This is a genomic window from Nonomuraea sp. NPDC050328 (assembly GCF_044459405.1).
In the GTDB taxonomy this organism is placed as follows: domain Bacteria; phylum Actinomycetota; class Actinomycetes; order Streptosporangiales; family Streptosporangiaceae; genus Nonomuraea.
This window is the reverse complement of record NZ_JBITIW010000006.1, coordinates 15801-41627: the sequence shown is the minus strand read 5'-3', so window position 1 is coordinate 41627 and position 25827 is coordinate 15801. Positions and strand designations below refer to the sequence as shown.

The 25827-nt window shown below is 70.1% G+C and carries 31 protein-coding genes; 18 read left to right on the top strand and 13 right to left on the bottom strand.

Translation table 11 applies throughout. From position 1 onward, the window contains the following. Positions 1–17: 17 nt before the first annotated feature. Complete coding sequence (locus tag ACIBG7_RS22865) at positions 18–1217, bottom strand: NADP-dependent malic enzyme (RefSeq protein ID WP_357926882.1); 1200 nt, start codon at positions 1215–1217, stop codon at positions 18–20. Positions 1218–1414: 197 nt separating this feature from the next. Between ACIBG7_RS22865 and ACIBG7_RS22860 the strand changes: the two genes are divergently transcribed. The 5 genes from ACIBG7_RS22860 to ACIBG7_RS22840 are packed head-to-tail and all read left to right on the top strand — an operon-like array spanning position 1415 to position 5088. Then, the gene (locus ACIBG7_RS22860) at positions 1415–2245 is read left to right on the top strand and encodes an ABC transporter substrate-binding protein (RefSeq protein ID WP_397337518.1); all 831 of its coding nucleotides are present in this window, start codon (positions 1415–1417) and stop codon (positions 2243–2245) included. Beyond that, complete coding sequence (locus tag ACIBG7_RS22855; RefSeq protein ID WP_397337517.1) at positions 2245–3057, top strand: amino acid ABC transporter permease; 813 nt, start codon at positions 2245–2247, stop codon at positions 3055–3057. Before ACIBG7_RS22860 ends, ACIBG7_RS22855 begins: the two co-directional genes overlap by 1 nt. After that, entirely contained in the window at positions 3054–3800 is a 747-nt protein-coding gene (locus tag ACIBG7_RS22850) for an amino acid ABC transporter ATP-binding protein (protein WP_397337516.1), read from the top strand. Before ACIBG7_RS22855 ends, ACIBG7_RS22850 begins: the two co-directional genes overlap by 4 nt. Before the next feature lie 55 nt (positions 3801–3855). Continuing rightward, positions 3856–4659 carry a transporter substrate-binding domain-containing protein gene (locus ACIBG7_RS22845; protein ID WP_357926891.1) on the top strand — a complete coding sequence of 268 codons (804 nt, stop codon included), beginning with the start codon at positions 3856–3858 and terminating at the stop codon, positions 4657–4659. 9 nt (positions 4660–4668) lie between these two features. Then, a complete protein-coding gene (locus ACIBG7_RS22840; protein ID WP_357926893.1) occupies positions 4669–5088 on the top strand; it encodes a CGNR zinc finger domain-containing protein in 420 nt (139 codons plus the stop codon). Here ACIBG7_RS22840 and ACIBG7_RS22835 read toward each other — a convergent pair. Continuing rightward, positions 5085–5417, bottom strand: a complete 333-nt coding sequence (locus tag ACIBG7_RS22835) for a S24 family peptidase (RefSeq protein ID WP_357926896.1) — start codon at positions 5415–5417, stop codon at positions 5085–5087. The two genes, ACIBG7_RS22840 and ACIBG7_RS22835, sit on opposite strands and share 4 nt — an antisense overlap. 61 nt (positions 5418–5478) lie before the next feature. Here ACIBG7_RS22835 and sodN point away from each other — a divergent pair, with 61 nt between their 5' ends. The 3 genes from sodN to ACIBG7_RS22820 all read left to right on the top strand — a co-directional run bounded on the left by sodN (position 5479) and on the right by ACIBG7_RS22820 (position 7232). Then, positions 5479–5880: a superoxide dismutase, Ni gene (gene sodN / locus ACIBG7_RS22830; RefSeq protein ID WP_357926898.1), complete on the top strand. Its 402-nt coding sequence runs from the start codon at positions 5479–5481 to the stop codon at positions 5878–5880. A 129-nt stretch (positions 5881–6009) separates the two neighbouring features. Then, entirely contained in the window at positions 6010–6435 is a 426-nt protein-coding gene (locus tag ACIBG7_RS22825; protein WP_397337515.1) for an anti-sigma factor, read from the top strand. Positions 6436–6452: 17 nt separating this feature from the next. Continuing rightward, positions 6453–7232, top strand: coding sequence for an RNA polymerase sigma factor SigF (locus ACIBG7_RS22820; protein WP_357926901.1), 780 nt, complete (start codon positions 6453–6455; stop codon positions 7230–7232). Here ACIBG7_RS22820 and ACIBG7_RS22815 read toward each other — a convergent pair. Next, the gene (locus tag ACIBG7_RS22815; protein WP_357926904.1) at positions 7229–7609 is read right to left on the bottom strand and encodes a hypothetical protein; all 381 of its coding nucleotides are present in this window, start codon (positions 7607–7609) and stop codon (positions 7229–7231) included. The genes ACIBG7_RS22820 and ACIBG7_RS22815 overlap by 4 nt on opposite strands. Positions 7610–7755: 146 nt before the next feature. On the opposite strand from ACIBG7_RS22815, the gene ACIBG7_RS22810 reads away from it, so the two are divergent. Further along, on the top strand, positions 7756–8697 hold the full coding sequence (locus ACIBG7_RS22810) for a diacylglycerol kinase family protein (protein ID WP_357926906.1): 942 nt from the start codon (positions 7756–7758) through the stop codon (positions 8695–8697). Between the two features lie 273 nt (positions 8698–8970). Beyond that, positions 8971–9225 carry a WhiB family transcriptional regulator gene (locus ACIBG7_RS22805; protein ID WP_357926909.1) on the top strand — a complete coding sequence of 85 codons (255 nt, stop codon included), beginning with the start codon at positions 8971–8973 and terminating at the stop codon, positions 9223–9225. 44 nt (positions 9226–9269) lie between these two features. On the opposite strand, the gene ACIBG7_RS22800 is transcribed toward ACIBG7_RS22805, so the two are convergent. Then, complete coding sequence (locus ACIBG7_RS22800; protein ID WP_357926912.1) at positions 9270–10772, bottom strand: histidine kinase N-terminal domain-containing protein; 1503 nt, start codon at positions 10770–10772, stop codon at positions 9270–9272. A 213-nt stretch (positions 10773–10985) separates the two neighbouring features. Here ACIBG7_RS22800 and ACIBG7_RS22795 point away from each other — a divergent pair, with 213 nt between their 5' ends. Further along, positions 10986–11705: a GntR family transcriptional regulator gene (locus ACIBG7_RS22795; protein WP_357926915.1), complete on the top strand. Its 720-nt coding sequence runs from the start codon at positions 10986–10988 to the stop codon at positions 11703–11705. A 32-nt stretch (positions 11706–11737) separates the two neighbouring features. On the opposite strand, the gene ACIBG7_RS22790 is transcribed toward ACIBG7_RS22795, so the two are convergent. Further along, entirely contained in the window at positions 11738–12301 is a 564-nt protein-coding gene (locus tag ACIBG7_RS22790) for a hypothetical protein (RefSeq protein WP_397337510.1), read from the bottom strand. A 68-nt stretch (positions 12302–12369) separates the two neighbouring features. On the opposite strand from ACIBG7_RS22790, the gene ACIBG7_RS22785 reads away from it, so the two are divergent. Genes ACIBG7_RS22785 through ACIBG7_RS22770 form a run of 4 tightly spaced genes read left to right on the top strand, consistent with a single transcriptional unit; the run spans position 12370 to position 16948 of the window. Then, on the top strand, positions 12370–13338 hold the full coding sequence (locus ACIBG7_RS22785) for a hypothetical protein (RefSeq protein ID WP_357926920.1): 969 nt from the start codon (positions 12370–12372) through the stop codon (positions 13336–13338). 54 nt (positions 13339–13392) lie between these two features. Next, positions 13393–14538 (top strand): sensor histidine kinase, encoded by a 1146-nt coding sequence (locus tag ACIBG7_RS22780; RefSeq protein WP_357926923.1) that lies wholly within the window; start codon positions 13393–13395, stop codon positions 14536–14538. Further along, positions 14535–15290, top strand: coding sequence for a hypothetical protein (locus ACIBG7_RS22775; RefSeq protein WP_357926927.1), 756 nt, complete (start codon positions 14535–14537; stop codon positions 15288–15290). The genes ACIBG7_RS22780 and ACIBG7_RS22775 overlap by 4 nt, the downstream gene beginning before the upstream one ends. Positions 15291–15310: 20 nt before the next feature. Next, positions 15311–16948, top strand: coding sequence for an acetolactate synthase (locus ACIBG7_RS22770; protein WP_397337509.1), 1638 nt, complete (start codon positions 15311–15313; stop codon positions 16946–16948). A 31-nt stretch (positions 16949–16979) separates the two neighbouring features. Here the strand turns inward: ACIBG7_RS22770 and ACIBG7_RS22765 are convergent, their stop codons facing one another. Beyond that, positions 16980–18545, bottom strand: a complete 1566-nt coding sequence (locus tag ACIBG7_RS22765) for a serine/threonine protein kinase (RefSeq protein WP_357926933.1) — start codon at positions 18543–18545, stop codon at positions 16980–16982. 217 nt (positions 18546–18762) lie between these two features. On the opposite strand from ACIBG7_RS22765, the gene ACIBG7_RS22760 reads away from it, so the two are divergent. Then, positions 18763–19146 (top strand): thioesterase family protein, encoded by a 384-nt coding sequence (locus ACIBG7_RS22760; RefSeq protein WP_357926936.1) that lies wholly within the window; start codon positions 18763–18765, stop codon positions 19144–19146. 12 nt (positions 19147–19158) lie between these two features. Here ACIBG7_RS22760 and ACIBG7_RS22755 read toward each other — a convergent pair whose 3' ends face one another. After that, positions 19159–19377 carry a biotin/lipoyl-binding carrier protein gene (locus ACIBG7_RS22755; RefSeq protein WP_397337508.1) on the bottom strand — a complete coding sequence of 73 codons (219 nt, stop codon included), beginning with the start codon at positions 19375–19377 and terminating at the stop codon, positions 19159–19161. Positions 19378–19424: 47 nt separating this feature from the next. On the opposite strand from ACIBG7_RS22755, the gene ACIBG7_RS22750 reads away from it, so the two are divergent. Next, positions 19425–19916 (top strand): AAA family ATPase, encoded by a 492-nt coding sequence (locus tag ACIBG7_RS22750; RefSeq protein ID WP_397337507.1) that lies wholly within the window; start codon positions 19425–19427, stop codon positions 19914–19916. A gap of 17 nt (positions 19917–19933) precedes the next feature. Here the strand turns inward: ACIBG7_RS22750 and ACIBG7_RS22745 are convergent, their stop codons facing one another. From ACIBG7_RS22745 to ACIBG7_RS22730, 4 genes are all read right to left on the bottom strand, one after another. Beyond that, positions 19934–21199: an HD domain-containing phosphohydrolase gene (locus ACIBG7_RS22745; RefSeq protein ID WP_357926945.1), complete on the bottom strand. Its 1266-nt coding sequence runs from the start codon at positions 21197–21199 to the stop codon at positions 19934–19936. After that, positions 21199–22521, bottom strand: a complete 1323-nt coding sequence (locus ACIBG7_RS22740) for an HD-GYP domain-containing protein (RefSeq protein ID WP_357926947.1) — start codon at positions 22519–22521, stop codon at positions 21199–21201. Before ACIBG7_RS22740 ends, ACIBG7_RS22745 begins: the two co-directional genes overlap by 1 nt. A gap of 221 nt (positions 22522–22742) precedes the next feature. After that, positions 22743–23006 (bottom strand): mycothiol system anti-sigma-R factor, encoded by a 264-nt coding sequence (rsrA, locus tag ACIBG7_RS22735; protein WP_397337506.1) that lies wholly within the window; start codon positions 23004–23006, stop codon positions 22743–22745. Continuing rightward, the gene (locus ACIBG7_RS22730) at positions 23003–23611 is read right to left on the bottom strand and encodes a sigma-70 family RNA polymerase sigma factor (RefSeq protein WP_357926953.1); all 609 of its coding nucleotides are present in this window, start codon (positions 23609–23611) and stop codon (positions 23003–23005) included. The genes rsrA and ACIBG7_RS22730 overlap by 4 nt, the downstream gene beginning before the upstream one ends. Positions 23612–23841: 230 nt before the next feature. On the opposite strand from ACIBG7_RS22730, the gene ACIBG7_RS22725 reads away from it, so the two are divergent. Continuing rightward, positions 23842–24573 carry a methyltransferase domain-containing protein gene (locus ACIBG7_RS22725; protein WP_357926956.1) on the top strand — a complete coding sequence of 244 codons (732 nt, stop codon included), beginning with the start codon at positions 23842–23844 and terminating at the stop codon, positions 24571–24573. A 16-nt stretch (positions 24574–24589) separates the two neighbouring features. On the opposite strand, the gene ACIBG7_RS22720 is transcribed toward ACIBG7_RS22725, so the two are convergent. Both ACIBG7_RS22720 and ACIBG7_RS22715 read right to left on the bottom strand, forming a co-directional pair. After that, complete coding sequence (locus tag ACIBG7_RS22720; RefSeq protein ID WP_357926958.1) at positions 24590–24922, bottom strand: TraR/DksA C4-type zinc finger protein; 333 nt, start codon at positions 24920–24922, stop codon at positions 24590–24592. 146 nt (positions 24923–25068) lie between these two features. Continuing rightward, on the bottom strand, positions 25069–25815 hold the full coding sequence (locus ACIBG7_RS22715; RefSeq protein WP_357926961.1) for an SOS response-associated peptidase: 747 nt from the start codon (positions 25813–25815) through the stop codon (positions 25069–25071). Positions 25816–25827: the final 12 nt, after the last annotated feature.

The window sequence follows — 25827 nt, the reverse complement described above, 5'->3', positions numbered from 1 at the left end:
CTCCTAGGTCACGCGGGTCAGCGCGAGGCGACCCCGTCCAGCCGGGCCTGGTCGGCCACAGCCCGGGCGACGGCCGGGGCGACCCGGGCGTCGAACGGGCTCGGGATGACGTAGTCGGCGGTGAGATCGGCGCCGACCACGGCGGAGAGCGCGTTGGCCGCGGCGACCTTCATGTTCTCCGTGATGGTGGTGGCCCGGACGTCGAACGCGCCGCGGAAGACGCCGGGGAAGGCCAGCACGTTGTTGATCTGGTTGGGGAAGTCGGACCGCCCGGTGGCGACGACGGCGGCGTGCTTGCGCGCGAGCTCGGGGTGGATCTCGGGCGTGGGGTTGGACAGGGCGAAGACGATCGACCCGGGCGCCATGGCGGCGATGGCCGCCTCGGAGACGGTCGAGCCGGACAGGCCGACGAAGACGTCCGCGCCCGCGAGGGCCTGCTCGGTGGTGCCGGTGTGGCCCGCGCGGTTGCTGTCGAGCGCCAGCGCCTCCTTGATCGGGTTGAGCCCGTCACGGCCGGCGTAGATGATGCCGCGGGAGTCGGCGACGGCGATGTCGCCGATGCCCGCTTCGATCAGGATGCGGCTGACCGCGATGCCGGAGGCGCCCGCGCCGGCCACGACGGCCCGGAGGTCGCCGAGGGTGCGGCCGGTGAGCCGCGCGGCGTTCTGGAGCGCGGCCAGGGTGACGATCGCGGTGCCGTGCTGGTCGTCGTGGAAGACGGGGATGTCGAGCCGCTCACGGAGCCGGGCCTCGACCTCGAAGCAGCGCGGCGCGCTGATGTCCTCCAGGTTGATCCCGCCGAAGGACGGGGCCAGCCGGACGATGGTCTCGACGAGTTCGTCGACGCCGGTGCAGTCGAGGCAGATCGGCACGGAGTCGACTCCGCCGAACTGCTTGAAAAGCAGGGACTTGCCTTCCATGACGGGCATGGCGGCGGCAGGTCCGATATCGCCGAGCCCTAGCACAGCGGTGCCGTCGGACACGACGGCGACCACATTCGAGACCCAGGTGTAATCGTTGACGAGCTCGGGAGAATCGGCGATGGCCGTGCAGACACGGGCCACCCCGGGGGTGTAGGCGAGGGCGAGATCGTCCGCGTCACGGACGGGCACAGTCGATCTGACCTCCAGCTTGCCGCCTCTGTGCAGGGCGAACGCCGGATCGAGATCGAGATTTTCGAGGGAGGTGACAGCCACAGCGACCCCTGAGTACTTCATTGGACGGAAGGGAACGTGCGACGAGGAGTGGTCGTCGTGATCGGGACGGGGGTCACCCGTTTCTTGATTGTGCCATACGGACGGCGACGCTTCCGTTGACACATTGTTAAATGCTGGATGGTAAATCGCGCCCGTGACCTCCATAAACTTCTGGAAACCAGACATACCACTTGGAGGCCGTCTTGTATCGCCGAACCATGGCCATGGGTGCCGCAGTCTTCGCCGCGGTGCTGGCTTTGAGCGCCTGTGGCAGCGAAACCGGTGGCACGAACACCGCGCAGCCGGGCTCGACCGGGACGGCTGCCGCTGCCGGTCCGAAGCTCGTCGCCGACGGCAAGCTGACCACCTGCACCAACATTCCGTACGAGCCCTTCCAGTTCAAGGACTCCAGCGGCAAGATCGTCGGCTTCGACGTCGACATCGTCGACCTCGCGGCCAAGAAGCTGGGCCTCACCCAGGAGATCGTGGACATCGACTTCGCCGTCATCAAGAGCGGCGCGGCGATGGCCTCCGGCAAGTGCGACGTCGCCGCCGCCGGTATGACGATCACCCCTGAGCGTCAGCAGAACATCGACTTCAGCGTGCCGTACTTCGACGCCACCCAGGCCCTCCTCGCCAAGAAGGGCACCGGGGCGACCTCGCTGGAGGACGTCAAGTCCAAGGGCCTCAAGCTGGGCGCGCAGGCCAGCACCACGGGCCTGGAGTACGCCAAGAAGAACGGCTTCAACCCGAAGGAGTACGCCGACTCGGCCAAGGAGCTGCTGGCCCTGCAGTCCGGCCAGGAGGACGTGATCATCCAGGACCTCCCGGTCGTGCTCACCTGGCTCAAGAAGCCGGAGATCGCCGAGAAGTTCGAGCTGATCGCCAGCCTGGACACCGGCGAGCAGTACGGCATCGGCCTGAAGAAGGGCGCCGACCCGATCCTGCTCAAGACCATCAACGAGAGCATCGAGGCGGCCAAGAAGGACGGCACCTACGAGCAGATCTTCGTGAAGTGGTTCGGCAAGAAGCCGGGTGAGCTGGGCTGATGTCCAGCCCGACGACGGTGGACGAGCCGGGTCCCGCCCGGCTCAGTCCCCGCAAGAAGCAGCGGATCGTCCGGGCGGTCCAGTACACGGTGCTGGCCGGCCTGGTCGTCTTCGTGATCCTGTACGCGGACTGGTCGAGCCTGGCGCAGAACTTCGCCAAGCCCGACGTGGCCGGCAAGGCCGTGCCGGACCTGTTCACGATCGCGCTGAAGAACACGATCATCTACACGATCGGCGGGTTCATCCTGTCGTTCGTCTTCGGCCTGATCCTGGCCCTGATGCGGATCTCCAAGGTGGCCCCCTACCGGTGGCTGGCGATCTTCTACATCGAGGTCTTCCGCGGCGTGCCCGCGCTGCTGGTCTTCCTGCTGATCACGTTCCTGCCGCTGGCCCTGCCGGGCTTCGAGGTGCCGTTCGGCACCTACGGCCAGGCGATCCTGGGCCTCGGTCTGGTGGGCAGCGCCTACCAGGCGGAGATCTTCCGTGCCGGTCTGCAGGCCGTACCCAAGGGGCAGACCGAGGCCGCGCGCTCGCTGGGCATGTCCGCCTCGCGGGCGCAGTTCACGGTGGTGATCCCGCAGGCGATCCGGATCGTCATCCCGCCGACGACGAACATGTTCGTGGCGTTGCTCAAGGACTCCTCGCTGGTGCTCTTCCTGGGCGTCTCGGGCGAGTACGTCGAGCTCACCAAGTTCGGCAACGACCTGGCCTCGCAGTACGCGAACGCCACGCCGATCATGGTGGCCGGACTGACCTACCTGATCGTCACGATCCCGCTCAGCTACCTCGCTCGCAGGTTGGAGAAGCGATGACCCACGCCATCGAAGTCCGCGACCTGCACAAGTACTTCGGCTCCAACGAGGTGCTGAAGGGCATCGACTTCGCCGTCGAGCCCGGCCAGGTGGTCTGCGTGATCGGCCCGTCCGGTTCGGGCAAGTCGACGTTGCTGCGCTGCGTGAACCTCCTGGAGGAGCCGACGCGCGGGAAGGTCTACGTCGGCGGCGTCGAGCTGACCGATCCGGACGTGGACATCGACGCCGCGCGCCGGCACATCGGCATGGTGTTCCAGCAGTTCAACCTCTTCCCGCACATGACGGCGCTGAAGAACGTCATGATCGCGCAGCAGCGGGTGCTGAAGCGCGGCTCGAAGGAGGCCGAGGTCGTGGCGAGGGAGAACCTCGGCCGCGTCGGCCTGGCCGAGAAGTGCGACGCCTACCCGGCGCAGTTGTCCGGCGGGCAGCAGCAGCGGGTGGCCATCGCCCGCGCGCTGGCCATGAACCCCAACCTGATGCTCTTCGACGAGCCGACCAGCGCGCTCGACCCCGAGCTCGTCGGCGACGTGCTCACGGTCATGCGCAAGCTGGCCGAGGAGGGCATGACCATGATCGTGGTGACGCACGAGATGGGCTTCGCCCGCGAGGTGGCCGACCGGGTGGTCTTCATGGACGGCGGCGTGATCGTGGAGGACGGCGTGCCTGCGCAGGTCATCGGCGACCCGCAGCACGAGCGGACCAAGAGCTTCCTGCACCGGGTCCTGCACCCAGAGGAGCGCTGAACCGGGGCCGCGGGATGCGCCGGAGCATCCCCGGTCATCGGTGACTATTTATGTCATGAAATATCCCGTTCTGGGGCTTTTGGCGGTCACCCTTGCCGCCTGCGGAACCTCGGCGGCGACCCCGCCGGAACCGGCCCGGACCGCCGCGCTCACCCTGTGCACCAACGCCCCCTACGACCCGTTCGAGTTCGAGCAGGACGGCCGGATCGTCGGCTTCGACGTCGATCTGGCCGGGCTCGTCGCCGAGCGGACCGGCCGGCCGCTCAAGGTGCTCAACATCCCCTTCGAGGACATCCAGAACGGCAAGGCCCTGCGCGAGGGCACCTGCGAGCTGGCCGCCGCGGGCCTCACGATCACCGAGGAGCGCCGCGAGCGCGTCGACTTCTCGGTGCCCTACTTCGAGGCCACCCAGGCCTTCCTCACCCGCAAGGGCAGCAAGGTCAGCTCCCTGGACGACCTCGACGACGAGCGCGTCGGCGTGCAGAGCGGCACCACCGGCGTCGACTACGTCCGGGGCCAGGGCCTGGAGCCCGTCGAGTACGACGACTCCATGGAGCAGCTCATCGCCCTGCAGACCGACCAGGTCGACGTCCTCGTCCAGGACCGCCCGGTCATCGCCGTCTGGATGACCAAGTTCAAGCTCTCCAAGGAGCTCAAGCTCATCGCCAGCCTCGACACCGGCGAGCAGTACGGCATGGCCGTCCGCAAGGGCGACACGCGGCTCCTGTCCACCGTCAACCAGACGCTGGCCGAGGCCCGCGAGGACGGCAGCTACGAGCGGCTGTACCGGCAGTGGTTCGGCACCAAGCCGCCCAAGCGGGACGAGGGGACGCGCCCGGAGGGCCCCGGCTCGGTGTAATAGTTGGGTATGGACCTCACCTCTTACGCCGAGCTGGCGGTCCGGCTCGTGAACGACGGCGGCCACCACGAACTGGCCGCCGTGTTCGACGCCGCCTCACGCGAGCAGGAGCAGGAGGTGGTGAGCCGGCTCAACGAGCTGCTCCGGCAGTACCCCATGACCCCCGAGATCTCCGGGCACGACGGGCAGAGCTGGCACCTGCACCTGGCCGAGCGGGACGACGTGCTGGTCAAGGCGGTCATCGGGCTGGCCTTCCTGGTCACCGAGTTCGGGCCCGACCGGCTGGGCCGCTGCCAGGCCGCCTCGTGCGCCAACGCCTTCCTGGACACCTCGTCCAACCGCTCGCGCCGCTACTGCTCCGAGCGCTGCGCCACGCGGGCCAACGTGGCCGCCTACCGCGCCCGCCGGCGCACCGCGGCCTCCCGCTAGCCCGCCTGGCCCGCCTGGCCCGTCCTGTCCGTCTTGGCCGGGCGGCGGCGCAGTGGCCAGTAGCGCACCACGACACGCCCGACGACGTCCTGGACCGGCCCGAAGTCCCAGCTGTCACGCCGGCCGGCCGCCCGCTGGTTGTCGCTCTCCAGCCACCAGCCCTCGGGGCCGTGCCACTGCGCCCGCTTCACGATCAGCCGCTCCGGCGCGCCCGGCAGCCGGGCCACGACCAGGTCTCCCGGCCGGATGGCCGCCCCCCGCCGCACGAACAGCCAGTCGCCCGGCTGGAGCGCGGGCCGCATGGAGTCCCCTTCGACGCGCACCCTCATGGGTTCAGCCTCCGTGACGCGAGTAAGGTCGGTACTGGACCAAGAGGAAAGGACCTTTCTGATGCTCGCACGACTGCTGCGACCCAAGCATGTGGCCTCGGCGCACTGCGACCTTCCCTGCGGTGTCTACGACCCCGCTCAGGCCAGGATCGAGGCCCAGTCGGTCAAGGCGATCATGGAGAAGTACAACGCCACGGACGACCAGGTCTTCCGCACGCGTGCTCTGATCATCAAGGAGCAGCGCGCCGAGCTGGTCAAGCACCACCTGTGGGTGCTCTGGACCGACTACTTCAAGCCGCCGCACCTCGAGCAGTACCCCCAGTTGCACCAGCTGTTCTGGGAGGCTACCAAGCTCGCCGGCGCGGCCGGGGCGAAGGGTCAGATCGACGTGGCGCAGGCCGACGAGCTCCTGGCGAAGATCGACGAAATCTCCAAGATCTTCTGGGAGACCAAGGCCGCGTAGTGGCACAAATCGGCCCTGGGTGGTGTTTTCCACCCAGGGCCTTTTCTGCTCTTGGCGAGTCTCGCTCAGCCAAGGCGTCCCTCATAGCGGTAGGTTGCAGACAGCGTCACCATGACGGCGAGGAGGATCGTGACCGAGGACACCGAGACGCGCGTGGAGGGCATGGGTGCCATCCGCGATGTGGTCAGCGCCCGACTACCCGCGGACAGCGCCTACCTGTCCGTGCTACGCATGATCACCGCCGGGCTGGCAGCCAGGCTGGACTTCACGCTGGACGAGATCGAAGACCTGCGGATCGCGGTCGACGAGGCGTGCGCGATGTTGCTCAACGAGTCGGTCCCCGGCACTGACCTGACCGCCGAGTTCGAGCTCGCCGGCCAGGAGATGCAGGTCCGGGTGGAGGTCGCCACCGTGGGCAACAGCACACCCAAGCGCGACGACTTCGCCTGGATGGTGCTGACCGCGCTGGCCGACGAGGTGGACGCCGTGACCGACTCCCCCGACCGCATGGCGATCGTCCTGCGCAAGCGCCGAGGCGCAGCGAGGCCGTCGTGACGGAAAGGATTGGTGCCATGGCCACCAGCGAGCCCGCCGTGCCCGACCGGGTGCGTGCCCGCATGCTCTTCGCCGAACTCGCGGAGCTCGGGCCCGACGAGCCGCGCCGGCAGCGTATCCGTGACGAGCTGGTCGAGCTACACCTTCCCCTGGTCGAGTACCTGGCCCGTCGATTCCGCAACCGAGGCGAGTGGCTCGACGACCTGACCCAGGTCGCCACCATCGGCCTCATCAAGTCCATCGACCGCTTCGACCTCGCCCGCGGCGTGGAGTTCTCCACCTACGCCACGCCGACCATCGTCGGCGAGATCAAGCGGCACTTCCGCGACAAGGGCTGGGCGGTCCGGGTGCCGCGCCGCCTGCAAGAGCTGAAGCTGAGCCTCACCAAGGCGATCAGCGAGCTCTCCCAGCGCGAGGGCCGGGCGCCGACCGTCGCCGAGCTCGCCACCTACCTCAAGATGACCGAGGAAGAGGTCCTGGAGGGCCTGGAGTCGGCCAACGCCTACTCCACCGTCTCGCTCGACGCGCCCGACTCCGGCGACGACGACGCGCCGGCGGTCTCCGACTCGCTCGGCATCGTGGACGAGTCGCTCGAGGGCGTGGAGTATCGCGAGTCGCTCAAGCCGCTGCTCGAACGGCTGCCGCCGCGCGAGAAGCGCATCCTGCTGCTGCGGTTCTTCGGCAACATGACCCAGTCGCAGATCGCCAACGAGCTCGGCATCTCGCAGATGCACGTCTCACGGCTGCTCGCCCGCACCCTCGCCCAGCTTCGCGAGGGGCTGACCGCGGAGGACTAGTCCGCCTCGCCGTACAGGGCCTGAGTCGTCGGCGGCGCCAGCAGGGCGACCAGGCCCGCCACGGCGAGCGCGACGATCGGCGCGCCGATCGTCGGCTGCTCCGTCCAGACCGTGATGCCGACCGGGATCAGGAAGATCTGCGTCAGCACGCCCGGCGCCCTCCCCCACCGCTCGGCCCGCAGCAGGCCGCCCCAGGCCACCCAGATCAGCCCGGCGCCGATGCCCAGCCCGAAGACCGCTTCGGCCAGCGCGGTCGTGACCGCCTCCGCCTCGCCGAGCATCGTGCGCACCGCGAGCACGCCCCCCAGCGCCAGCGCGACCAGCCCTTCCAGGGCCACGACCACCGCGGCGACGACCAAACTCACCGGACGTTTCACGCCGCCACCCTACCGCCGCCCCCGGCCGCCCCTTCCTCCTGTACGGCACGCGTACAGCAGGTCCGTGGCGCACGGGGCTTCAGGCGCCCGGACACACTCCCGGGGCTCTCCGCAGGTATCGGGCGATCAGCGGATACTCTGGCCATATGCGCGCAATGTTGCTGGTCAACCCCAAGGCGACGAGCACGAACCGCCGGACGCGGGACGTGTTGATCCGCGCGCTGGGCGCCGGCGTGGATCTCGCGGTCGAGGAGACCCGCTACCGGGGCCACGCCGCGACGCTGGCGAGCACGGCCCACGCCAAGGGCTACGACCTGGTGGTGGTGCTGGGCGGCGACGGAACGATCAACGAGACCGTCAACGGCCTGCTGGAGCCGGTCGACGGCGACGGCGGCCGGCCCGCGCTCGCGGTGATCCCCGGCGGCAGCGCCAACGTCTTCGCCCGCGCGCTGGGCCTGCCGAACGACCCGACCGAGGCCATGGGCGCGGTGCTGGAGGCGTTGCGGGAGGGCAGCCGCCGCACGGTCGGGCTGGGCGAGGCGGTGTGGGAGGACGGGCACCGCTACTTCACCTTCTGCTCGGGCATGGGATACGACGCGGAGGTGATCCGCGCGGTGGAGGGGCTGCGCGGGGCCGGCCGGAAAGCGACGCCGGTGCGGTACGTGAACACCGCGATCCGGCACTACTTCCTGACCGACAAGCGGCATCCGGCGATCACCATCAGCGGTCCCGGCATCCCGGCCGCGCCCGGCGTCTTCATGGCGATCATCACCAACACCTCGCCCTGGACCTACCTGGGCACGCGGCCGATCACCCCGACCCCGTGGGCGAGCTTCGAAACCGGCCTCGACCTGCTGGGCCTGAAGCGGATGGGACTGCCGTCGGTGCTGGGGCTGATCCGGCAGCTCCTCGACCGCGAGCGGGAGAACTGGCCGCGCGGCAAGCATCTGGTGGAGCTGCACGACGAGGCCGAGTTCACTCTGCGAGCCGAGCGGCCGGTGGCTTTCCAGCTCGACGGCGACTACCTGGGCGAACGCGAGTGGGTAACGTTCCGGTCTATCCCGAATGCGTTACAAGTTCTGGTCTAGGTGGTTACATTCGGTCATTGTGTGACGCATCCGACATCCATATCCGCCAAAACTTCCCGCCAACCCTCTTGCGTGCACTCTGCGTGGCTGAAAGGCTCAACACGACGTCGGAACGTAGGACCTTTGAACGAACCCCTTCAGGCCCTCGCCGGCGGACGGACACCCCGGGTCAACAGATTCGGGTCACTGTTCGCGCACGTTAGTGAAAGTCTTCACAAAGTAGTAAGCCGCACGGAGTCAAACCACAGGCTCCATCTACTAAGGAGTGGACGCATGGACTGGCGCCACCGAGCTGCCTGCCGTGACGTGGACCCCGAGCTGTTCTTCCCGATCGGCAACACCGGACCCGCACTCATGCAGATCGACGAGGCCAAGCAGGTCTGCCGATCCTGCGCGGTCGTCGACGGCTGCCTGAAGTGGGCCCTGGAATCCGGGCAGGACGCCGGCGTCTGGGGCGGTCTGAGCGAGGACGAGCGCCGCGCGCTCAAGCGTCGCACGGCTCGCGCCCGCGCCCGCGCCATCCTCTAAACCACCAGAAGAAGACGAGCGCGGCTTCCCGGCTTGAAGCGCGCTCAGGTCGACGGCAACGGGATCGAGAGCGTCACCTCGGTCCCGCCGCCGTCGCGGGGCACGATCGCCAGCCTGCCCGACAGCTCCCCCTCGACCAGCGTGCGGACGATCTGCAGGCCGAGGCTGGTGCTGTTGTCGAGGTCGAAGTCGGCCGGCAGACCCCGCCCGTCGTCCCAGACGACCACCGTCAGCCGCTCGCGCCGATGCAGGCCGTACTCCGAGGTGACCAGCACCTCCAGCGCCCTCGGCCGCCCGTGCTGCAACGCGTTCTGCAGCAGCTCGGTGAGCGCCATCGCCAGCGGCGTGGCGATCAGCGAGGGCAACACCCCGAAGGCGCCCACCCGGCGCGGCGTGACCGCCGCCTCCGGCGCCGACACCTCCCCCGCCATCGCGATCACGCGGTCGGCGATGTCGTCGAAGTCCACGAACTCCTCGGGCGCGTGGGAGAGGGTCTCGTGCACGATCGCGATCGAACCCACCCGGCGCACCGCCTCCTCCAGCGCCTCGCGGCCCTCCGGCACGCGCAACCGGCGGGCCTGCAGGCGCAGCAGGGCGGCCACGGTCTGCAGGTTGTTCTTGACCCGGTGGTGGATCTCCCGGATCGTCGCGTCCTTGGTCATCAGCTCGCGCTCGCGCCGCCGCAGCTCGGTCACGTCGCGCAGGAGCACCAGCGCGCCGATGCGACCGCCGCCCACGATCAGCGGGATCGCCCGGAGCTGCACGATCGTGCCGCCCGACTCGACCTCGGTCTCCTGCGCCGCGCGGCCGCTCGCCACGATCATCAGGTCTTCGTTGATCGGCTCGTCGGAGTAGCAGAGCGTCGCGGTCAGCCGGCCGAGCTCCGCGCCGACCAGGTCCGCGTGCAGCCCAAGCCGCCGGTAGGCCGACAACGCGTTCGGCGAGGCGTAAGTGACCCGGCCGGCCCGGTCCAGCCGCAGCAGGCCGTCTCCGACGCGCGGCGAGCGCACCAGGATGGGCGGCTCCCCCGAGAACGGGAAGCGGCCCTCGGCGACCATCTGCGCCAGGTCGGAGGCGCTCTGCAGGTAGGTGAGCTCCAGCCGGGACGGCGTGCGGGCCGACGACAGGTTCGTCGAGCGCTGGATCACGCCCAGGAAGTGCCCCTCGGCGTGCCGTACCGGGATGGTCTCCTCGCGGACCGGCACGCCCGAGGACCAGTCGGGGTCGCCCTCGCGGCAGATGCGGCGCTCGTTCCAGGCGGTGTCGATCAACTGGCGCTCGCCGGGCGGGACCATCGAGCCGACGATGTCGTCGTGGTAGACGGTGGGGCCGGTGGTCGGGCGCATCTGCGCGATGGCCACCCAGCCCGCCGGCTCCATCACACCGGTGCTGGACTGCTCCGTGCCGGGGAGCGGCGCCCACAGGATGAGGTCGGCGAACGACAGGTCGGCCAGCAACTGCCAGTCGGAGACGAGCGTGTGCAGCCACTCGATGTCGGCGGCGTCCAGCTTGGTGTGTCGGACCGCGAGGTCGCTGAGAGTCGGCACGAGTGCATCATGCGTGCTGGCTGCCTATATTTCCAAACTGGGCATCTCTTGGAGAGACAAAAGGTCAGGAGGCATCCGATGGCAGCGTCGCTCGCCAGTCTGGATATCCTTCCTTCTCGCCTGTGGTTGACCGCGCGGGCCAATCTGAGTTCCGATGATCTCGCGGTGATCAGACACGCCCTCACCGCCGTGGCAGAGAGTAAAAGGTGAGACGTGGCTGAAGAGGGTCCCCGCGTACCGAAGTACTACGACGTCAAACGCAACCTGCTGGAGCTCACCAAGAGCCTGCCGGCCGGGGCGTCGTTGCCTCCCGAGCGCACGCTCGCCGTCCGCTTCGAGACCTCCCGCACCACCGTACGGCAGGCGCTGTCCGAGCTGGTCGTCGAGGGCCGGCTCCTGCGCATCCAGGGCAAGGGCACCTTCGTCGCCCAGCCCAAGGTCGCCCAGGTGCTGCAACTGAGCTCCTACATCGGCGACCTGCGCAACGTCGGCCTCGAACCGGACACCAAGATCCTGGAGATCGGCTACATCTCGGCGGACGAGGCGCTGGCCCGCCGCCTGGCCATCAACCCGGGCGGGCGCGTGCTGCGCATCCACCGCCTGCGCCTGGCCAACGGCGAGCCGGTCTCGATCGACACCACCCACCTGTCGGCCCGCCGCTTCCCCCGGCTGCGGCGGGAGCTGGAGGTGCACTCCTCGCTCTACGAGACGCTGCACAACGCCTACAACGTACGGCTGACCGACGCCGAGGAGATCATCGAGACGGTGCTGGCCACGCCGTACGACGCCCAGATGCTGGGGGTAGACGTGGGCCTGCCGATGTTGCTGCTCACCCGGCACGCCTTCGACGCCGACGGCAACCCGGTGGAGTGGGCGCAGTCGTTGTACCGCGGCGACCGGTACAAGTTCGTCACCCGCCTGCGCAGGCCGTAGGGACCGGGCCGCGGTGCCGGCCCGGTAGACCTCTAGCAGCGCGCCGCGGGCAGGTCGCAGACCTTGCTCAGCAGGCCGTTCTCGGCCCAGGACACGACCTTCTTGAACCGGCTGTACGGCAGGCCGCTGTTCATTCTGGCGGTGGTCTGGCCGTAGGAGATGATCGCCGCCCCCCGGCGGACGACCACGTCGGCATGGCCGCTGTGCACGCCGTTGGACCCCATGCGCAGCCCCTCGTCGCCGAGCCCGAGCGGCGAGACCCACGGGCCCTTCTTCCCGCCCGCGCATCGCGCCGCCTGCGCGCGCAGCCCCTTCATGACCGCCTTGGCGGCCTTGACGTCCTTGTAGACGACGAGCTGCTCGTGCTTGGAGTACTCCGCCTCGACCAGGTAGGAGACCACGCGGGCGGCCACCCGTCCCTTGTCCCAGCGCACATACCGCTGGCACGGGGCGAACTGCAACGCGGTGCTCTTGCTGTTCACCACCGTCCACTCCGGGCCCCGCGCCTCGGCCTCCCAGGTCAGGAAGCCCTTCGGGATGACCGGCCCCCCGCCGAACGCCACGGCGACCGCGGTCACGACCGAAACGAACACCATTCCTCCTGTCTTCTCTCCCCGTGTGTGAGATGCGCGACAAGAGCCATTCGTTCGGCGAAGATGCGAGCATGGCCAAGGCAATCGAACAACCGGTGCCGGGCATCACCGTGGGACACGGGCTCCTGGCCCGCGCCCGCGGCGCCGCGCAACCGCTGGACAAGGTCGTCCACGACGGCGACACCATCAACATCGCCGCCGACGGCAACTTCGGGGTGCGGCTGCTCGGCGTGGACGCGCCCGAGGTCAGCTTCGAGTTACCCCGCAACCCCGACTTCCCCGACGACCCGAAGAGCTTCGTCAAGATCGAGCACCCGGCCTGGACCCGCTTCCTGAGCGACCCGTTCGCCAAGGGCTACCCCGAGCTGAAGCTGCGCACCGCGCTGCACGCCGACCTGCTGGCCCGCCTCGGCCCCGACGCCGGGCCCAACCACGCCAGGCACTCCGTCCCGGCCACCGCCGCGCTGCGCGAGATGATGCGCCTCGACATCGAGGAGCAGGGGCTGACCGGCGAGACCTTCAAGCTCCGGCTGGCCTTCGCGCACGAGATCCTCGACCGGTACGGCCGGCTCCTGGCCTACGTGAACCGGGAGCAGAAGCTCAAGCCCCGCCCCGACCCCTACAACGAGCGCCTGCTGGCCGCCGGGCACGTCGTGCCGTACTTCATCTGGCCGAACGTCGACCCCTTCGTGCGCCAGGAGGGCCGGGTGTCGGACGCGGTGCCGCCGCCGGGCAGCGCCCTGCAGCTCGCCTCCGCCGGCGCGCTGGGGCGGGCTCGCGACGCCGTACAGCGGGCCAGGCAGGCCGGGCTCGGCCTGTGGGAACACGCGGGACCGCTCGCGATCCTTCCCTTCGAGCTGCGCTTCCTCGCCCAGCGCCGGGCGCCCGACCGCTACGTCATGGACCTGTCCGACAACGCGCGCGAGCTGCTGCACCCGCAGAGCTACTTCCGCGTCCCGCACCCGGAGGACCGGCTGTACGTCAACGCCGAGCACGCGCCGCTGTTCCGGGAGAAGGGGTGGTCCGTGCCCCCGCTGTGAAAGTGAAGCTAGCACCACCGACATCGCCGCCGCCGGATCCGTAGGGTCGAGGGCATGAACATCCCCCGTCGCGCCTGGCTGGACACGGCGCACGTGGTCACGGGGTTCGCGGTCGGCCTGCTCCTTGGCACGCTCGCGCTGCTGACCGTTCTCGTGCCGCGGCTGGCCACGCGGGCGGTGCCGTGGCTGACCCGCGTGCAGCGCTCCCGCTTCAGGGCCTTCCTGGGCGTCGAGATCCCGACGGCCGAGGTCGTCTCCCGGCGCCGCGACGGGCACTACTGGCGGCAGTTCGGCTACCACGTGCTCTCGCCGTTCTTCAGCATGGCCACCGGGCTGCTGATCTGCTTCTGCTGGGGCGCCGCGGTGGTGGGCCTGTTCGGCTTCCTGCACCAGTGGCTCCAGCCCGCGCCGTGGATCTTCCCGATCAACCTGCGCGACCCGGCGATCGCCGCCGCCTACACCGGCTCGGGCGTCGTGCTGCTGGTGCTGGGCGGCGTGCTGGCCCGCGCGATGGCCTCGCTCGACCTGGCCATCGCCCGCGGCCTGCTCGGGCCCAGCCACACCGAGCTGGGCCAGCGCATCGAGACCCTCACCGAGAGCCGCGCCGGCGTGGTGGACGCCGCCGACGCCGAGCGCCGCCGCATCGAGCGCGACCTGCACGACGGCGCGCAGCAACGCCTGGTGTCGCTGGCCATGAACCTCGGCATGGCCCGAGCCACCCTCACCGACCTGCCCGACCCGGCCCGCGACGCCATCGACCAGGCGCACGAGGAGGCCAAGCAGGCGCTCAAGGAACTGCGCGACCTGGTGCGCGGCCTGCACCCGGCCGTCCTCAACGACCAAGGCCTCGACGCGGCGCTCTCCGGCATCGCGGCCCGTGCCCCCGTGCCGGTCCGGCTCCGGGTCGACCTGCCGGTACGGCTCTCGCCGACCATCGAGGCGGTCGCCTTCTTCGTGGTCTCCGAGGCGCTGGCCAACGTGGCCAAGCACGCCAGGGCGACCGCCGTCGAGATCACCGTCCGGCTCGACCGGCAACTCCTGCACGTGAGCGTCTACGACGACGGCCGCGGCGGCGCGACGCTCGACTCCGGAACCGGTTTGCGCGGCCTGCGCCAGCGCGTGCACGCCGTGGACGGGACCTTCCTGCTGACCAGCCCGGTGGGCGGACCGACGATGATCACCGTGGAGTTGCCGGTATGAGAGGCCTCTGGTTGCTGGCGGGCAGCGTGCTGACCGTGCTCGTGCTCTTCCTGACCACCGCCGGGGCGTGGGCGCTGTTCGCCGACGCCGAGGCGCCCTCCGAGCGGAGCCAGTCGCGGCTCGCCTTCGACGGCTCCGCCCTGACCATCGACTCGCGAAGCGGCGCGGTGGAGCTGGAGATCGAGCGCGGCGCCCCCGGCCGGATCACCCTGGAGCGCACGGTCATCTGGCTCCGCGACAAGCCCGCCGTCCGCGAGAAGTGGGACGGCTCGACGCTCTCGCTCGGCGACGGGTGCGCCGAGGACGGCGAGTGCTCGGTGCACTACGTCGTGCGCATCCCGGTCGAGACCGACCTCGAAGCCACCACCGTCGGCAGCCTGCGGGTCCGCGAGCTCCACGGCGACCTCCGGCTCACCACCGAGAGCGGCTCGATCGACGTGGACCAGGCGTGGGGCTCCATCTGGGCCCGCAGCGCCGAGGGCTCGGTCGACCTGAGCGACCTGCTCAGCGACACCGTGGACGTCGAGGTGACCAGAGGACCGGTCACCATGCGCTTCGACAAGGCGCCCACGTCGGTCAAGGCCGTGGTGAAGGCCGGCGGCTGGCTGAACACCTGGCTGCCGCTGGGGCTCTCCTACGACGTCGAGGTGGAGGCGGTGGAGACGATGATCGACGTCACCCGGTCCGGCGACTCCCAGCGAAAGCTCAGCCTCATCAATCCCCATGGCTACGTCCAGGTGTGCTGCCGCTGACCGGTGGTAGTTTCCCGGGCATGAAGCATGCTGGCGATGCAGCCGTTGCCGTCTCCAAGGCCTACGGCGTCGAGACCATGTTCACCCTGTCCGGCGGGCACGTCTTCCCGTTGTACGACGGCGCGGTGCACGAGGGGATGCGGATCCTCGACGTGCGGCACGAGCAGAGCGCCGTCTTCGCCGCGGAAGCCACCGCCCGGCTGACCCGAAGGCCCGGGCTCGCGGTCCTCACCGCGGGCCCCGGCATCACCAACGGCGTCAGCGGGATCGCCACGGCCCACTTCAACGGCTCCCCCGTGGTCGTCATGGGCGGCCGGGCCCCGCAGTCGCGCTGGGGCAGCGGCGCCCTGCAGGAGATGGACCACCCGCCGCTGCTCGCCCCGATCACCAAGCTCGCCTTCACCTCCTCCGGCGCCGACGCCGCCGGCCAGGACGTCGAGACCGCCTTCCGCACGGCCAGCGCCCCGCACCGCGGCCCGGTCTTCCTCGACTTCCACATGGACCACCTGTTCTCCCCCGCCCCGGACTACCAGGCCGAGCCGCTCACCCCGTCCTCCCTGGAGCCCGACCCCGAGGCGGTCGCCGGCATCGCCCGGCTGCTGGCCGAGGCCGAGCGGCCCGTGCTGGTCCTGGGCTCCGACGTGTGGATGGACCGCGCCGAGGAGGCCGCCCGCGACTTCGCCGAGGCCTGGCGGCTGCCGGTCATCCCCAACGGCCAGGGCCGCGGCATCCTGCCCGCCGAGCACGAGCAGCTCGTCACCCGCGCCCGCGGCCTCGCCTTCGGCCAGGCCGACCTGGTCATCGTGGTCGGCACCCCGCTCGACTTCCGGCTCGGCTACGGCTGGTTCGGCGGCAAGGACGGCGCCCCGCTGGCCCGCGTCGTGCACATCACCGACGCGCCCTCCCAGCTCGCCACGCACATGACCCCCGCCGCCACCGCCGCGGGCGACCTGTCCCTGGTCTTCTGGAGCCTGGGTACGGCCTGCGGTGAGAACGGCGTCAAGCCCGACCGCTACGCGCCCTGGCTGTCGACCCTCGCCGCCGCCTCCGCCGCCGCGGTCGAGGCCGACGCCGAGCTGCTGGCCGCCGACACCGACCCGATCCACCCCATGCGCATCTACGGCGAGCTGAACAAGGTGCTGGCCGACGACGCCGTGGTCATCGGGGACGGCGGCGACTTCGTCTCCTACGCCGGCAAGTACGTCGAGCCGCGGCGGCCCGGCAACTGGCTCGACCCCGGGCCCTACGGCTGCCTGGGCACCGGGCTGGGCTACTCCATCGCCGCCCGGATCGCCCGGCCCTCCTCGCAGGTCGTGCTCCTGCTCGGCGACGGGGCCGCGGGCTTCTCGCTCATGGACGTGGACACGCTGGTACGGCACAAGCTGCCGGTGGTCATGATCTGCGGCAACAACGGGATCTGGGGGCTGGAGAAGCACCCCATGCAGATGTTGTACGGCTACGACGTCGCCGCGGAACTGCAGCCGCAGACCCGCTACGACCAGGTGGTCACCGCGCTCGGCGGAGGGGGGGAGCTGGTGACCTCCCCGGCCGAGATCGGCCCGGCGCTGCGGCGGGCCTTCGACTCGGGCGTGCCGTACCTGGTGAACATCGCGACCGACCCTGAGGTCGCCTACCCGCGGAACACCACCGGGGTGTGAGGGTTCAAGGGCGGGACGTCCCGCCCTTGCCTCACGACTTCGACGGTGACGGGGTGGGAGTGGGGGTGTTGATGCACGACATGTCGCCCATCAGCACCACTTCCACGGCCTTGTTCACCGGGTGCGGCGTTCCGGGATCCGGGTAGACCGAGCCCACGACCAGGCACTCGCGGGGGAAATCCGGCTTCTCCTGGTTCTGACCGTTGATCTGCTTGAAGCCCGCCTTGTACAGCAGCTCCTTGGCCACCGACTCCTTCTTGCCCACGATGTCCGGGATCTTCGCCATCTTGACGCTCGGCGTGGGGCTCGGGGACTTCGTCGGCGTCGGCTTGGTGGTCGGCGGCTTGGTCGTCGGCGTCTCCGACGGCTCCTCCGACGGCTCCTCGGTCTCCTTGGGAGTCGAGGGCAGGATGGTGGGAGTCGGCGGACGGGTCGTCTTGGTGACCTTCGGCCCGGTCTTCGTCCTTGAAGGGCTGGGCGACTCGGTTGCCCGGACACTGGAGACCGTCGGCGAGGGGGCCGCCGTGGGCAGGATGGCCCCGCCCGTGATGGCGTAGGCCCCCGCGCCCACCCCCAGGAACGCGACAACCGCCACCCCGGCGACCAGCCCGCTCTTCCCCCGGCTCTTGGCGGCGGCCCGGCGTCCCCGGCGGGAGCCGGGAGCGGCAGCGCCCTGAGGCGTGGCGACGGTGGTGTTGTCCGGTCCGGCCGGCACGTCGGGGGGAGCCATGCTGGCCCCGGTGGTGACCGGGATGAAGTCGGTGATCTGCTGCCGCGCCCCGCCCTCCTGGACGACCTGGCGCGCGGCCTGGCTCATCGCGGCGGCGGTGGGGAACCGGCCGGCGGGGTCCTTGGACAACGCCCGCTCGACCAGGGCGCGCACGGGAGCGGGGATGTCCGGCGGAAGCGGCGGCGGGGTCTCACGGATGTGCTTGAGCGCGATCGTGACCGCGCTCTCGCCGTCGAACGGCCGCATCCCGGCCAGGCACTCGTAGGCGACGACGCCGAGCGCGTAGATGTCCACCGCGGGCGTGACCGGCATGCCTTCGGCCTGCTCGGGAGCGCAGTAGGCGGCGGTGCCCAGCACCATGCCGGCGTCGGTCAGCCGGCTGGCGACCTCCTGCCGGGCGATGCCGAAGTCGGTGAGGACGAGCGTGCCGTCGCGCTGCACCAGCAGGTTGCCGGGCTTGACGTCGCGGTGCACGATGCCGCGGTCGTGGACGGCCTGCAGCGCGGAGGCGGCCTGGGCGATGAGCTCCATGGCCGGTTCGGGGGCGATGCGGCCCAGGCGGGCCAGCAGCCGGTCGAGCGGCTCGCCGTCCACGAACTTCATCACCAGGTAGACGGTGTCGCCGCTGACGCCGTAGTCGTAGACGTCGACCACGCCGGGGTGGTTGATCGTGGCCATGGCGCGGGCCTCGGCCTGGAAGCGGGCGGCGAATCCGGGGTCGGACATGCGGCCGGGGAGCAGCACCTTGACGGCGACGGTGCGGGCCAGGACCGTGTCCTCGCCTCGCCACACCTCGCCCATGCCACCGGCGCCGATGCGGGTGTCCAGGCGATATCGCCCCGCAAGCGTCGTTCCTTGGCCAGTCATGTCTCCCCCGCTACCCCACGCCTCTCACGCGTCCCCCGAACAATCCAACAAACAGGACTTTTATCGCAGCCGGGTAACACGGAGGTCACGGCAGGCAGAGTTTACGGCCTGCGTCCCTCATTCCTCTCCCGAAACAGCACAAGTCGCTTAAAAACCCTATCGCGTGAAGTCGCGGCCACGCAGGCACTTCCAAACCCACGCAAGTAGGCTGACGGCCATGACCCTCGCGCCCGGCCTCCACGCCTCGATGCTGATCATGGTCGAACGGGAGGACACCGCCCAGAAGGTGGGCAGCGGCGACGTGCCCGTGCTCGCCACCCCGCGCCTGCTGGCCCTGGCCGAGATGGCCACCTGCCAGGCCGTCCGCCGGCACCTGGAGCGCGGCCAGACCACCGTGGGCACCCGGGTCGAGCTCGACCACCTGGCCGCCAGCCCGCTCGGCGCCCACGTCTCGATCAGCGCGAAGCTGACCGAGGTGGACGGCCGGCGGCTGGTCTTCAGCTTCGAGGCCCACCAGAACGAGCAGCTCGTGGGACGCGGCACGATCGAGCGGGCGGTCGTCGACCGCGAGCGGTTCCTGTCCCGGCTCAGCGACCGCTGACCTTCCACGGGATCACTCGATCACCGCGATGAGGTCACCCGCCTTGATCACATCGCCCGGGGCCACCCTGATCTGAGTCACCACCCCGCCCTCCCCCTCCTCCACCAGGACGGGGATCTCCATCTTCATCGACTCCAGGATGACCAGCGTGTCGCCCTCCGCGACCGTGTCCCCCTCCCGGACGACGACCTCTCCCACGCCGGCCACCATCTCCGCGCGCACCTCAACCATGCGCTCCCCTCCTCAGTTGATCAGGACATGGTCCTAAACTGCCGCCCATGGCGACAACAGTCCTGGTCACCGGCATGTCGGGTACGGGCAAGTCCACCGCGCTCCACCACCTGGCCGCCCGGGGCCACGCCACGGTCGACACCGACTACGGGGACTGGACCCGTCCGGTGCCCCTGCCCGATGGCGGCACCGACTGGATCTGGCGCGAGGAGGCGATCCACGCCCTGCTCGACGGGCACACCACCGGCACTCTCTTCGTCGCGGGGTGCCGGTCCAACCAGGGGCGGTTCTATCCGCGCTTCGACCACGTCATCCTGTTGAGCGCGCCGGCGGGGGTGCTGCTGGCCAGGATCGCCGCTCGCACCACCAACCCGTACGGCAAGCGTCCCGAGGAGCGGGAGGCGGTCCTGCGCGATCTGGAGAGCGTGGAGCCGTTGCTGAGGGCCACGGCGACGGCTGAGATCGACGCCACGGCACCGATCGAGGAGGTCGTGCGCCGCCTGGAGGAAACGGCCGCCTGCCGTACAGACCGGCCCTGAGCAGACCGTGCCGGCCGTCAGAGGCGGTGGGCCGGGGTGAGGCGGTCGACGACTCGGGCCAGGGCCTCGATGACGTGCAGGTCGTACTCGCCACCCGCCCCCAGCCGGAGGCGTTCGAGCGCGGCCCCGGCACGGTCGCGATCGGTGGAACCGCCGACCAGGTCGTCGTAGCCGTTGGCGGCCTTGATGATCCGGCTCGACAGCGGCGGGTCGTCCTTGACCGGGTCGCACTGCCGCCGGACCAGCTCGGCCACCCGGTCGAGCACCCCGGTCTGCTTGATCACCGCCGCGCCCAGCTCGGCGATGCGGCGGGCCTGTCCGGGGTCGGTGAGCACGGTCGCGCCGCTGGGGATGGGGTCGCGCAGGGAGAGCTGCCCGATGTCGTGCATGAGGGCGGCGTACTCCAGCTCCAGCAGCTCCGGTTCGGCCATGCCGAGCTCGCGGCCGACGCTGACCGCCAGGCGGCTGACCCGGCGGGAGTGGCCGGGCTCGACGTAGCCGCCGACCTCGGTGACCCGCGACAGCGCCCGCACGGTCTGCAGGTAGGTGGCGCGGATGCCGGCGTACTTGCGGAAGGCGACCTGCGTGACCAGGAGCGGCGCGGCGAAGACGAGCAGGGCGACCATGTCCATGCTGTGCGTGGCCAGCGCCAGGAGCACCCCGGAGGCGGCCACGGCGGCGCCCAGCGGGAAGGCCATGTTGATCTCGTCCCGCACCGCGACCCGGAAGGCGGTGCGGACCTGCTCGGCGCGGAGCATCGCGGCGATGAGCACGTCGGCGAGCAACGTCAGCGCGATGAGCACGACCATGGCCCCGAGCGCCGGCCACCACTTGCCGTCCGGCCCCTGGGTGATCTCGAAGAGCGAGGGCGCCATCGGACGGAAGGCGAAGGCTAGCAACGCCCCGGTGAGCAGCCGGCGCGCCACGGCGTCGAGCCGCGGCGGGCGGCCGACCGCCAGGTGCGGGAGCGCCCCGGCGATCATGCCGACGGAGATCACCGCGACCACCTGGAAGGCGCTGTGCTGCAGCGGCGTGCCGCTCATGTCGAGCAGCAGCGTGTACCCCAGCGCGGCGGCGGCGCCGATCGGGGCCACCTCGCGGTTGCCCGGCATGGTCAGCCGCGCCAGCTCGCCCACCGCGATCAGCGCGCCGAAGCCGAGGGCGACCTCGGGCTGCTGCAGGCCGACGGCGGCGGTGTGCGCGACCCCGGCCACGGCCAGGAGCCCGGCGGCCGCGATGAGGAGGAGCTGACCGGAGTCGAGCCCGCGCATGGGTGCGTTCATCAGGTGGTCAGTACCTCGATGGGCATGGTCGGGTCGTCGTGGTCCTTGGTGGCGGCCTCGGCGGTCTCCTCGGGCACCGCGGGGATCTGCCGCGGCGGCTGCCAGGGCTCGCGCTCCAGCGCCTTGATGAAGGCGGTCACGAGCACCGGGTCGAACTGGGTGCCCGCGCCCTTGCGCAGCTCGTCGAGCGCCATCTCGACCGGCCGGGCGCCGCGGTAGGAGCGGACGGAGGTCATCGAGTCGAAGGCGTCGGCGACGGCGATGATCCGGGCGAACTCCGGGATCTCCTCGCCGGCCAGCCCCATCGGGTAGCCCTTGCCGTCGTGCCGCTCGTGGTGGTGCATGATCCCGGCGAAGGCCTCGTCGAGGAAGTCGATGCCGCGCACGATCTCCAGGCCGCGCATCGGGTGGAGCTGGATGGCCGCGTACTCCTCCTCGGTGAGCGGGCCGTCCTTCTGCAGCACCTTGGTCGGCACGCCGAGCTTGCCGACGTCGTGCAGCATGCCGGCGTAGCGGATCGCGCGCAGCCGCTCCATGCCCATGCCGACCTCCTGGGCGATCATGGTGGAGGCGAGCGAGACGCGGGTGCAGTGGCCGCGGGTGTAGTAGTCCTTGGTCTCCACGGCCTGGCACAGGGCGGCGATGGTGGCGTCGTAGGAGCGCTGCTGGGCGTGGTACTGGCCGAAGGCCCAGCGGGCCACGAAGAGCGGCAGCAGGACGAGCACGGCGGAGATCGACTGGACCGTCGCCCACAGGCCGGCGACCAGCAGGCCGAAGGTGCCGTAGCCGAGGTAGGACAGCAGGAACTGCAGCATGCCGCGCAGCGGCACCTCGCCCTTGGTGGCCAGCCGTACCATCGTGAGCGTCAGCACGATGTTGAGCGGCACGAACACGGCGGTGGCCGCGGCGTAGGGGCCGATCAGGTCGTCGAACTGGTGCACCTGCGGCACCCCGGCCCGCTGGCCGAGCGCCTCGTAGACCCAGCCCGCCGCGTAGCCGCAGATGGCGAACTGGGCCCCGTTGAACAGCCGTTTCACCAGCGGCAGGCCGGGCCGTACGCTGACCACCGCGGTCAGCCCGACGAGGGCCGCGCCCTCGGGGCCGATGAGCACCACGGCGGCCAGCGAGGCCGAGAAGCTTACGGAGACGGCGAACTGCTCCACGTTCAGCAGAGTCGGCATCGACTCGCAGACCAGGAAGAGCAGCGCCAGCACCAGCAGGATGTCCCAGTCGCCGGGCGCGCTGAAACGGCTGATGAGTACGGCCGCCGCCGCCAGGACGGCGACCAGGTAGACCCTTGCGGGCCACGGCAGTTCACGCATTGCGGCCCCTCCGGGGATCTCAGGTCCAGGAGACCCCTGGGGGCACCGCGCCACCGCCGTGCGTCACGAGTACCACGAGGACGGCAGCGACCAGCCATGCCTTGCACCACATGAGCAGCACGCTACAGAAAGCGGCCCGTGGAAGTGGGCAGAGTCTGGAATCGCAAGCAAAGCGTAATCAAGCCACTACCGGAGGCGACTTCCGGACCACCCGGATCCGGTCAGGCCAGCTCGGAGCGGACCCGGGCGATGCGCTCCAGAACCTTGGCGCGCAGATCGTCGGGCACGGGGTCGCAGCCGCAGTGCTTGGCGACCAGGGCCTTGACCGCCTTGTCCAGGTCGTACTCCTTCAGGCAGGGGCTGCACTCCTCGAGGTGCACCCGGATCTCGCCCGAGGAGCCCTCGTCGAGTTCGCCGTCGAGGTAGGAGTAGACCAGATCGAGAACCTCACGACAGTCCTTGTCGTGCGGGTCGCCACAGCTCATTTCGAGCCCCCCTCAGCCGGCGCCGCCGGGACCAGGCCGCGCTCGCGGGCGTAGTCTTCGAGAAGCGTCCGCAACTGCCTGCGGCCGCGGTGGAGCCTGGACATCACGGTGCCGATCGGGGTGCCCATGATGTCGGCGATCTCCTTGTAGGGGAATCCCTCGACGTCAGCCAGGTAGACGGCGATGCGGAACTCCTCGGGGAGCTCGGCCAGCGCGCTCTTGATGTCGCCGTCAGGGAGGTGTTCGAGCGCCTCGACCTCGGCCGACTTCAACCCGCCCGAGGTGTGGGACTCGGCGCGCGCGAGCTGCCAGTCCTCGATCTCCTCGGTGCCGGACTGCTTCGGCTCCCGCTGCTTCTTGCGGTAGCTGTTGATGAAGGTGTTGGTGAGGATCCGGTAGAGCCACGCCTTCAGGTTCGTTCCCTGCTGGAACTGGTGGAACGAGCCGAACGCCTTGGCGAACGTCTCCTGCACCAGATCCTCGGCGTCGGCCGGGTGCCGGGTCATCCGCAGCGCGGCCGAGTAGAGCTGGTCGAGGTACGGCATGACGTCGCGTTCGAACCGCTCGCTGCGCTGCTCCAGAGTCTCCGCGCCTGTCGCGGGCACCGGACCCACCCCCCTAAGATCACCGGTGGCCTGCTTAGGCGGAACACCGTACTCAAGGGAGGATACCCGTTCCTCCGGGTCGACCAATGTGAGCATGCTCGTTGCAACCCGCCCGCTCTCTCGTCTGTTCCCGCAAGATGGAAGGTGACGAACGACCCGGTGCGGGGAAAAACCATACGTACCGGCTGGTAGCCATTATGTGAACACCTCATGACCCCCTGGAGCCGCGTGTGCTGCCCATTCCGGCCGAGGAGCTGAACGGCTCAGGGACGCTCGGGCCGTACTGGACCTTTTACCGCGCCGTCGTCGCCGAGCAGTTGCACCGGTGGCTTCCGTCCCGGCCGTCGACGGTGCTCGACCTGTCCGGAGGCCGGGGCCGCTGGTCCGGGCAGGCGGCCCGAGCCGGGCACCGGGTGATCGAGGTGCTCGACTTCCGCCGCTCGGAACCGCGCCTGCGCGACACGCGAGTGTGCCAGGTGCGGGCCGACGACCTGGGCTTCCTGCCCGACGAGTCGGTGGACGCGGTGGTCGCCGAGGAGCGGGCCATGTCCATCGAGCTCATGGCCGAGTCGGCGATGAGCGACGTCGTGCGCGTGCTGCGGCCCGGCGGGCGGGTGCTGGTCTGCGTGGACTCGCTGGTGCTCGGCATGGCGATCCTGGCCGAGCAGGAGCGCTGGGACCACCTGCGGGTCGACGGCGAGGTCATGCTCGTGCCGTGGCCGGACGGCAGCATCACGCGCTGCTTCAGCAGCGGGCAGTTGCGCGAGCTGCTGGTGGAGGCCGGGCTGGAGGTGGACTGGGTACGGCCGCGCACCGTGCTGTCGCCCTCGACGGTGGACCACGTGCTGGCGTCCGACACCCGCGCGCTGGCCTGGCTGGTGCGCACCGAGCTCGACGCCCACCCGGACGACGACGACACGGTCGGCATCCATCTGGTGGCCAGCGCGACCAAGCTCGCCTGAGCTCCAGCCGGGCCGGCTAGCGGCGGCGCTCGCGCTTGGACTGGCACTGGACGCACCTGGCCGCCTCCGGGCGGGCCTCCAGCCGGCCTTCCGGCACCGGCTTGGCGCAGTCCACGCAGCACCCGTAGGTGCCCTCCTCCAGGCGCTTGAGCGCGTCCAGGACGGCTCTGCGCTGGGTGGCGGCCACCGTGAGCATGGCCTGGGCCCGGTCGTTGTCGGTCAGGTCGGAGCCCGCGTCGGCCGCGGACCTGTCCCGGACGGCCACCGGGTCCCCCCGGAGCACCGCGATCGATCTGTCGATGTCGGTGAGCATGCTCTCCAGCCGCTCACGAGCGGTCGCGAGATCCACGGGTCCGCACCTCCGGGAATGGGGGGTCCGCCCGGGAGCGCGGACCCCCCGGCGGTCCGGCCCGGTGCAGTTCAGGGGCGTAGGTAAGCGATGCGTATCGCTTTCCTCACCGGATGCCCAATTGGCGCGGTTCTTACACCGCCTGTTTAGAAAAGTGCCACTTCTTCTTCAGGCGGCAAGGGCTTGACGAGTTCTGGGCTGTTGTTCCGCACGTTGTTGACGTCGGTCGAGACCGGGTACACCGCCAGCCGTCCCGCGTCCGCCGGCACCAGCAGGCCGCTGACCGTCTTCGGGTCGGTGAGCTTCGGGTCGAGCCACTCCGCCCACTTCGCCGGCTCGATCATCATCGGCATCCTGTCGTGGATGCGCCCGGCCTCGTCCTCGCCGGTCGTGGTGATGACCGTGCAGGTCACCAGCCACTTCAGCGGGTCGTCGTCGTCGCGCGAGGGGTCCTTCCAGAACTCGTACAGCCCCGCCATCGCCAGCACCCCGCCGTCGGCCGGGTGGATGTAGTAGGGCTGTTTCTTCTTCTTGTCCCCTTCGACGGGCATCCACTCGAAGTAGCCGTCAGCCGGGAGCAGGCACCTGCGCTTGGCGAACGCCTGCCGGAAGGACGGCTTCTCCGCCACCGTCTCCAGCCTGGCGTTGATCATCTTCGAGCCGATCGACGGGTCCTTCGCCCAGACCGGGACCAGGCCCCACTTCACCACCTTGAGCTGGCGTACCGCCCGCTCGGCGTCCTTCGGCACCCGGCTCATCACCGCGTAGACCTTCTTGGTCGGCGCCACGTTGTAGTCGGGACCCAGCTCGGTCTCGGGGTCGTCGTCGAGCTCGACCTGGAACTCCTCCAGCAGCTCGTGCTTCTTCCGCGCTGACGCGTACCGTCCACACATATCCCCACACTG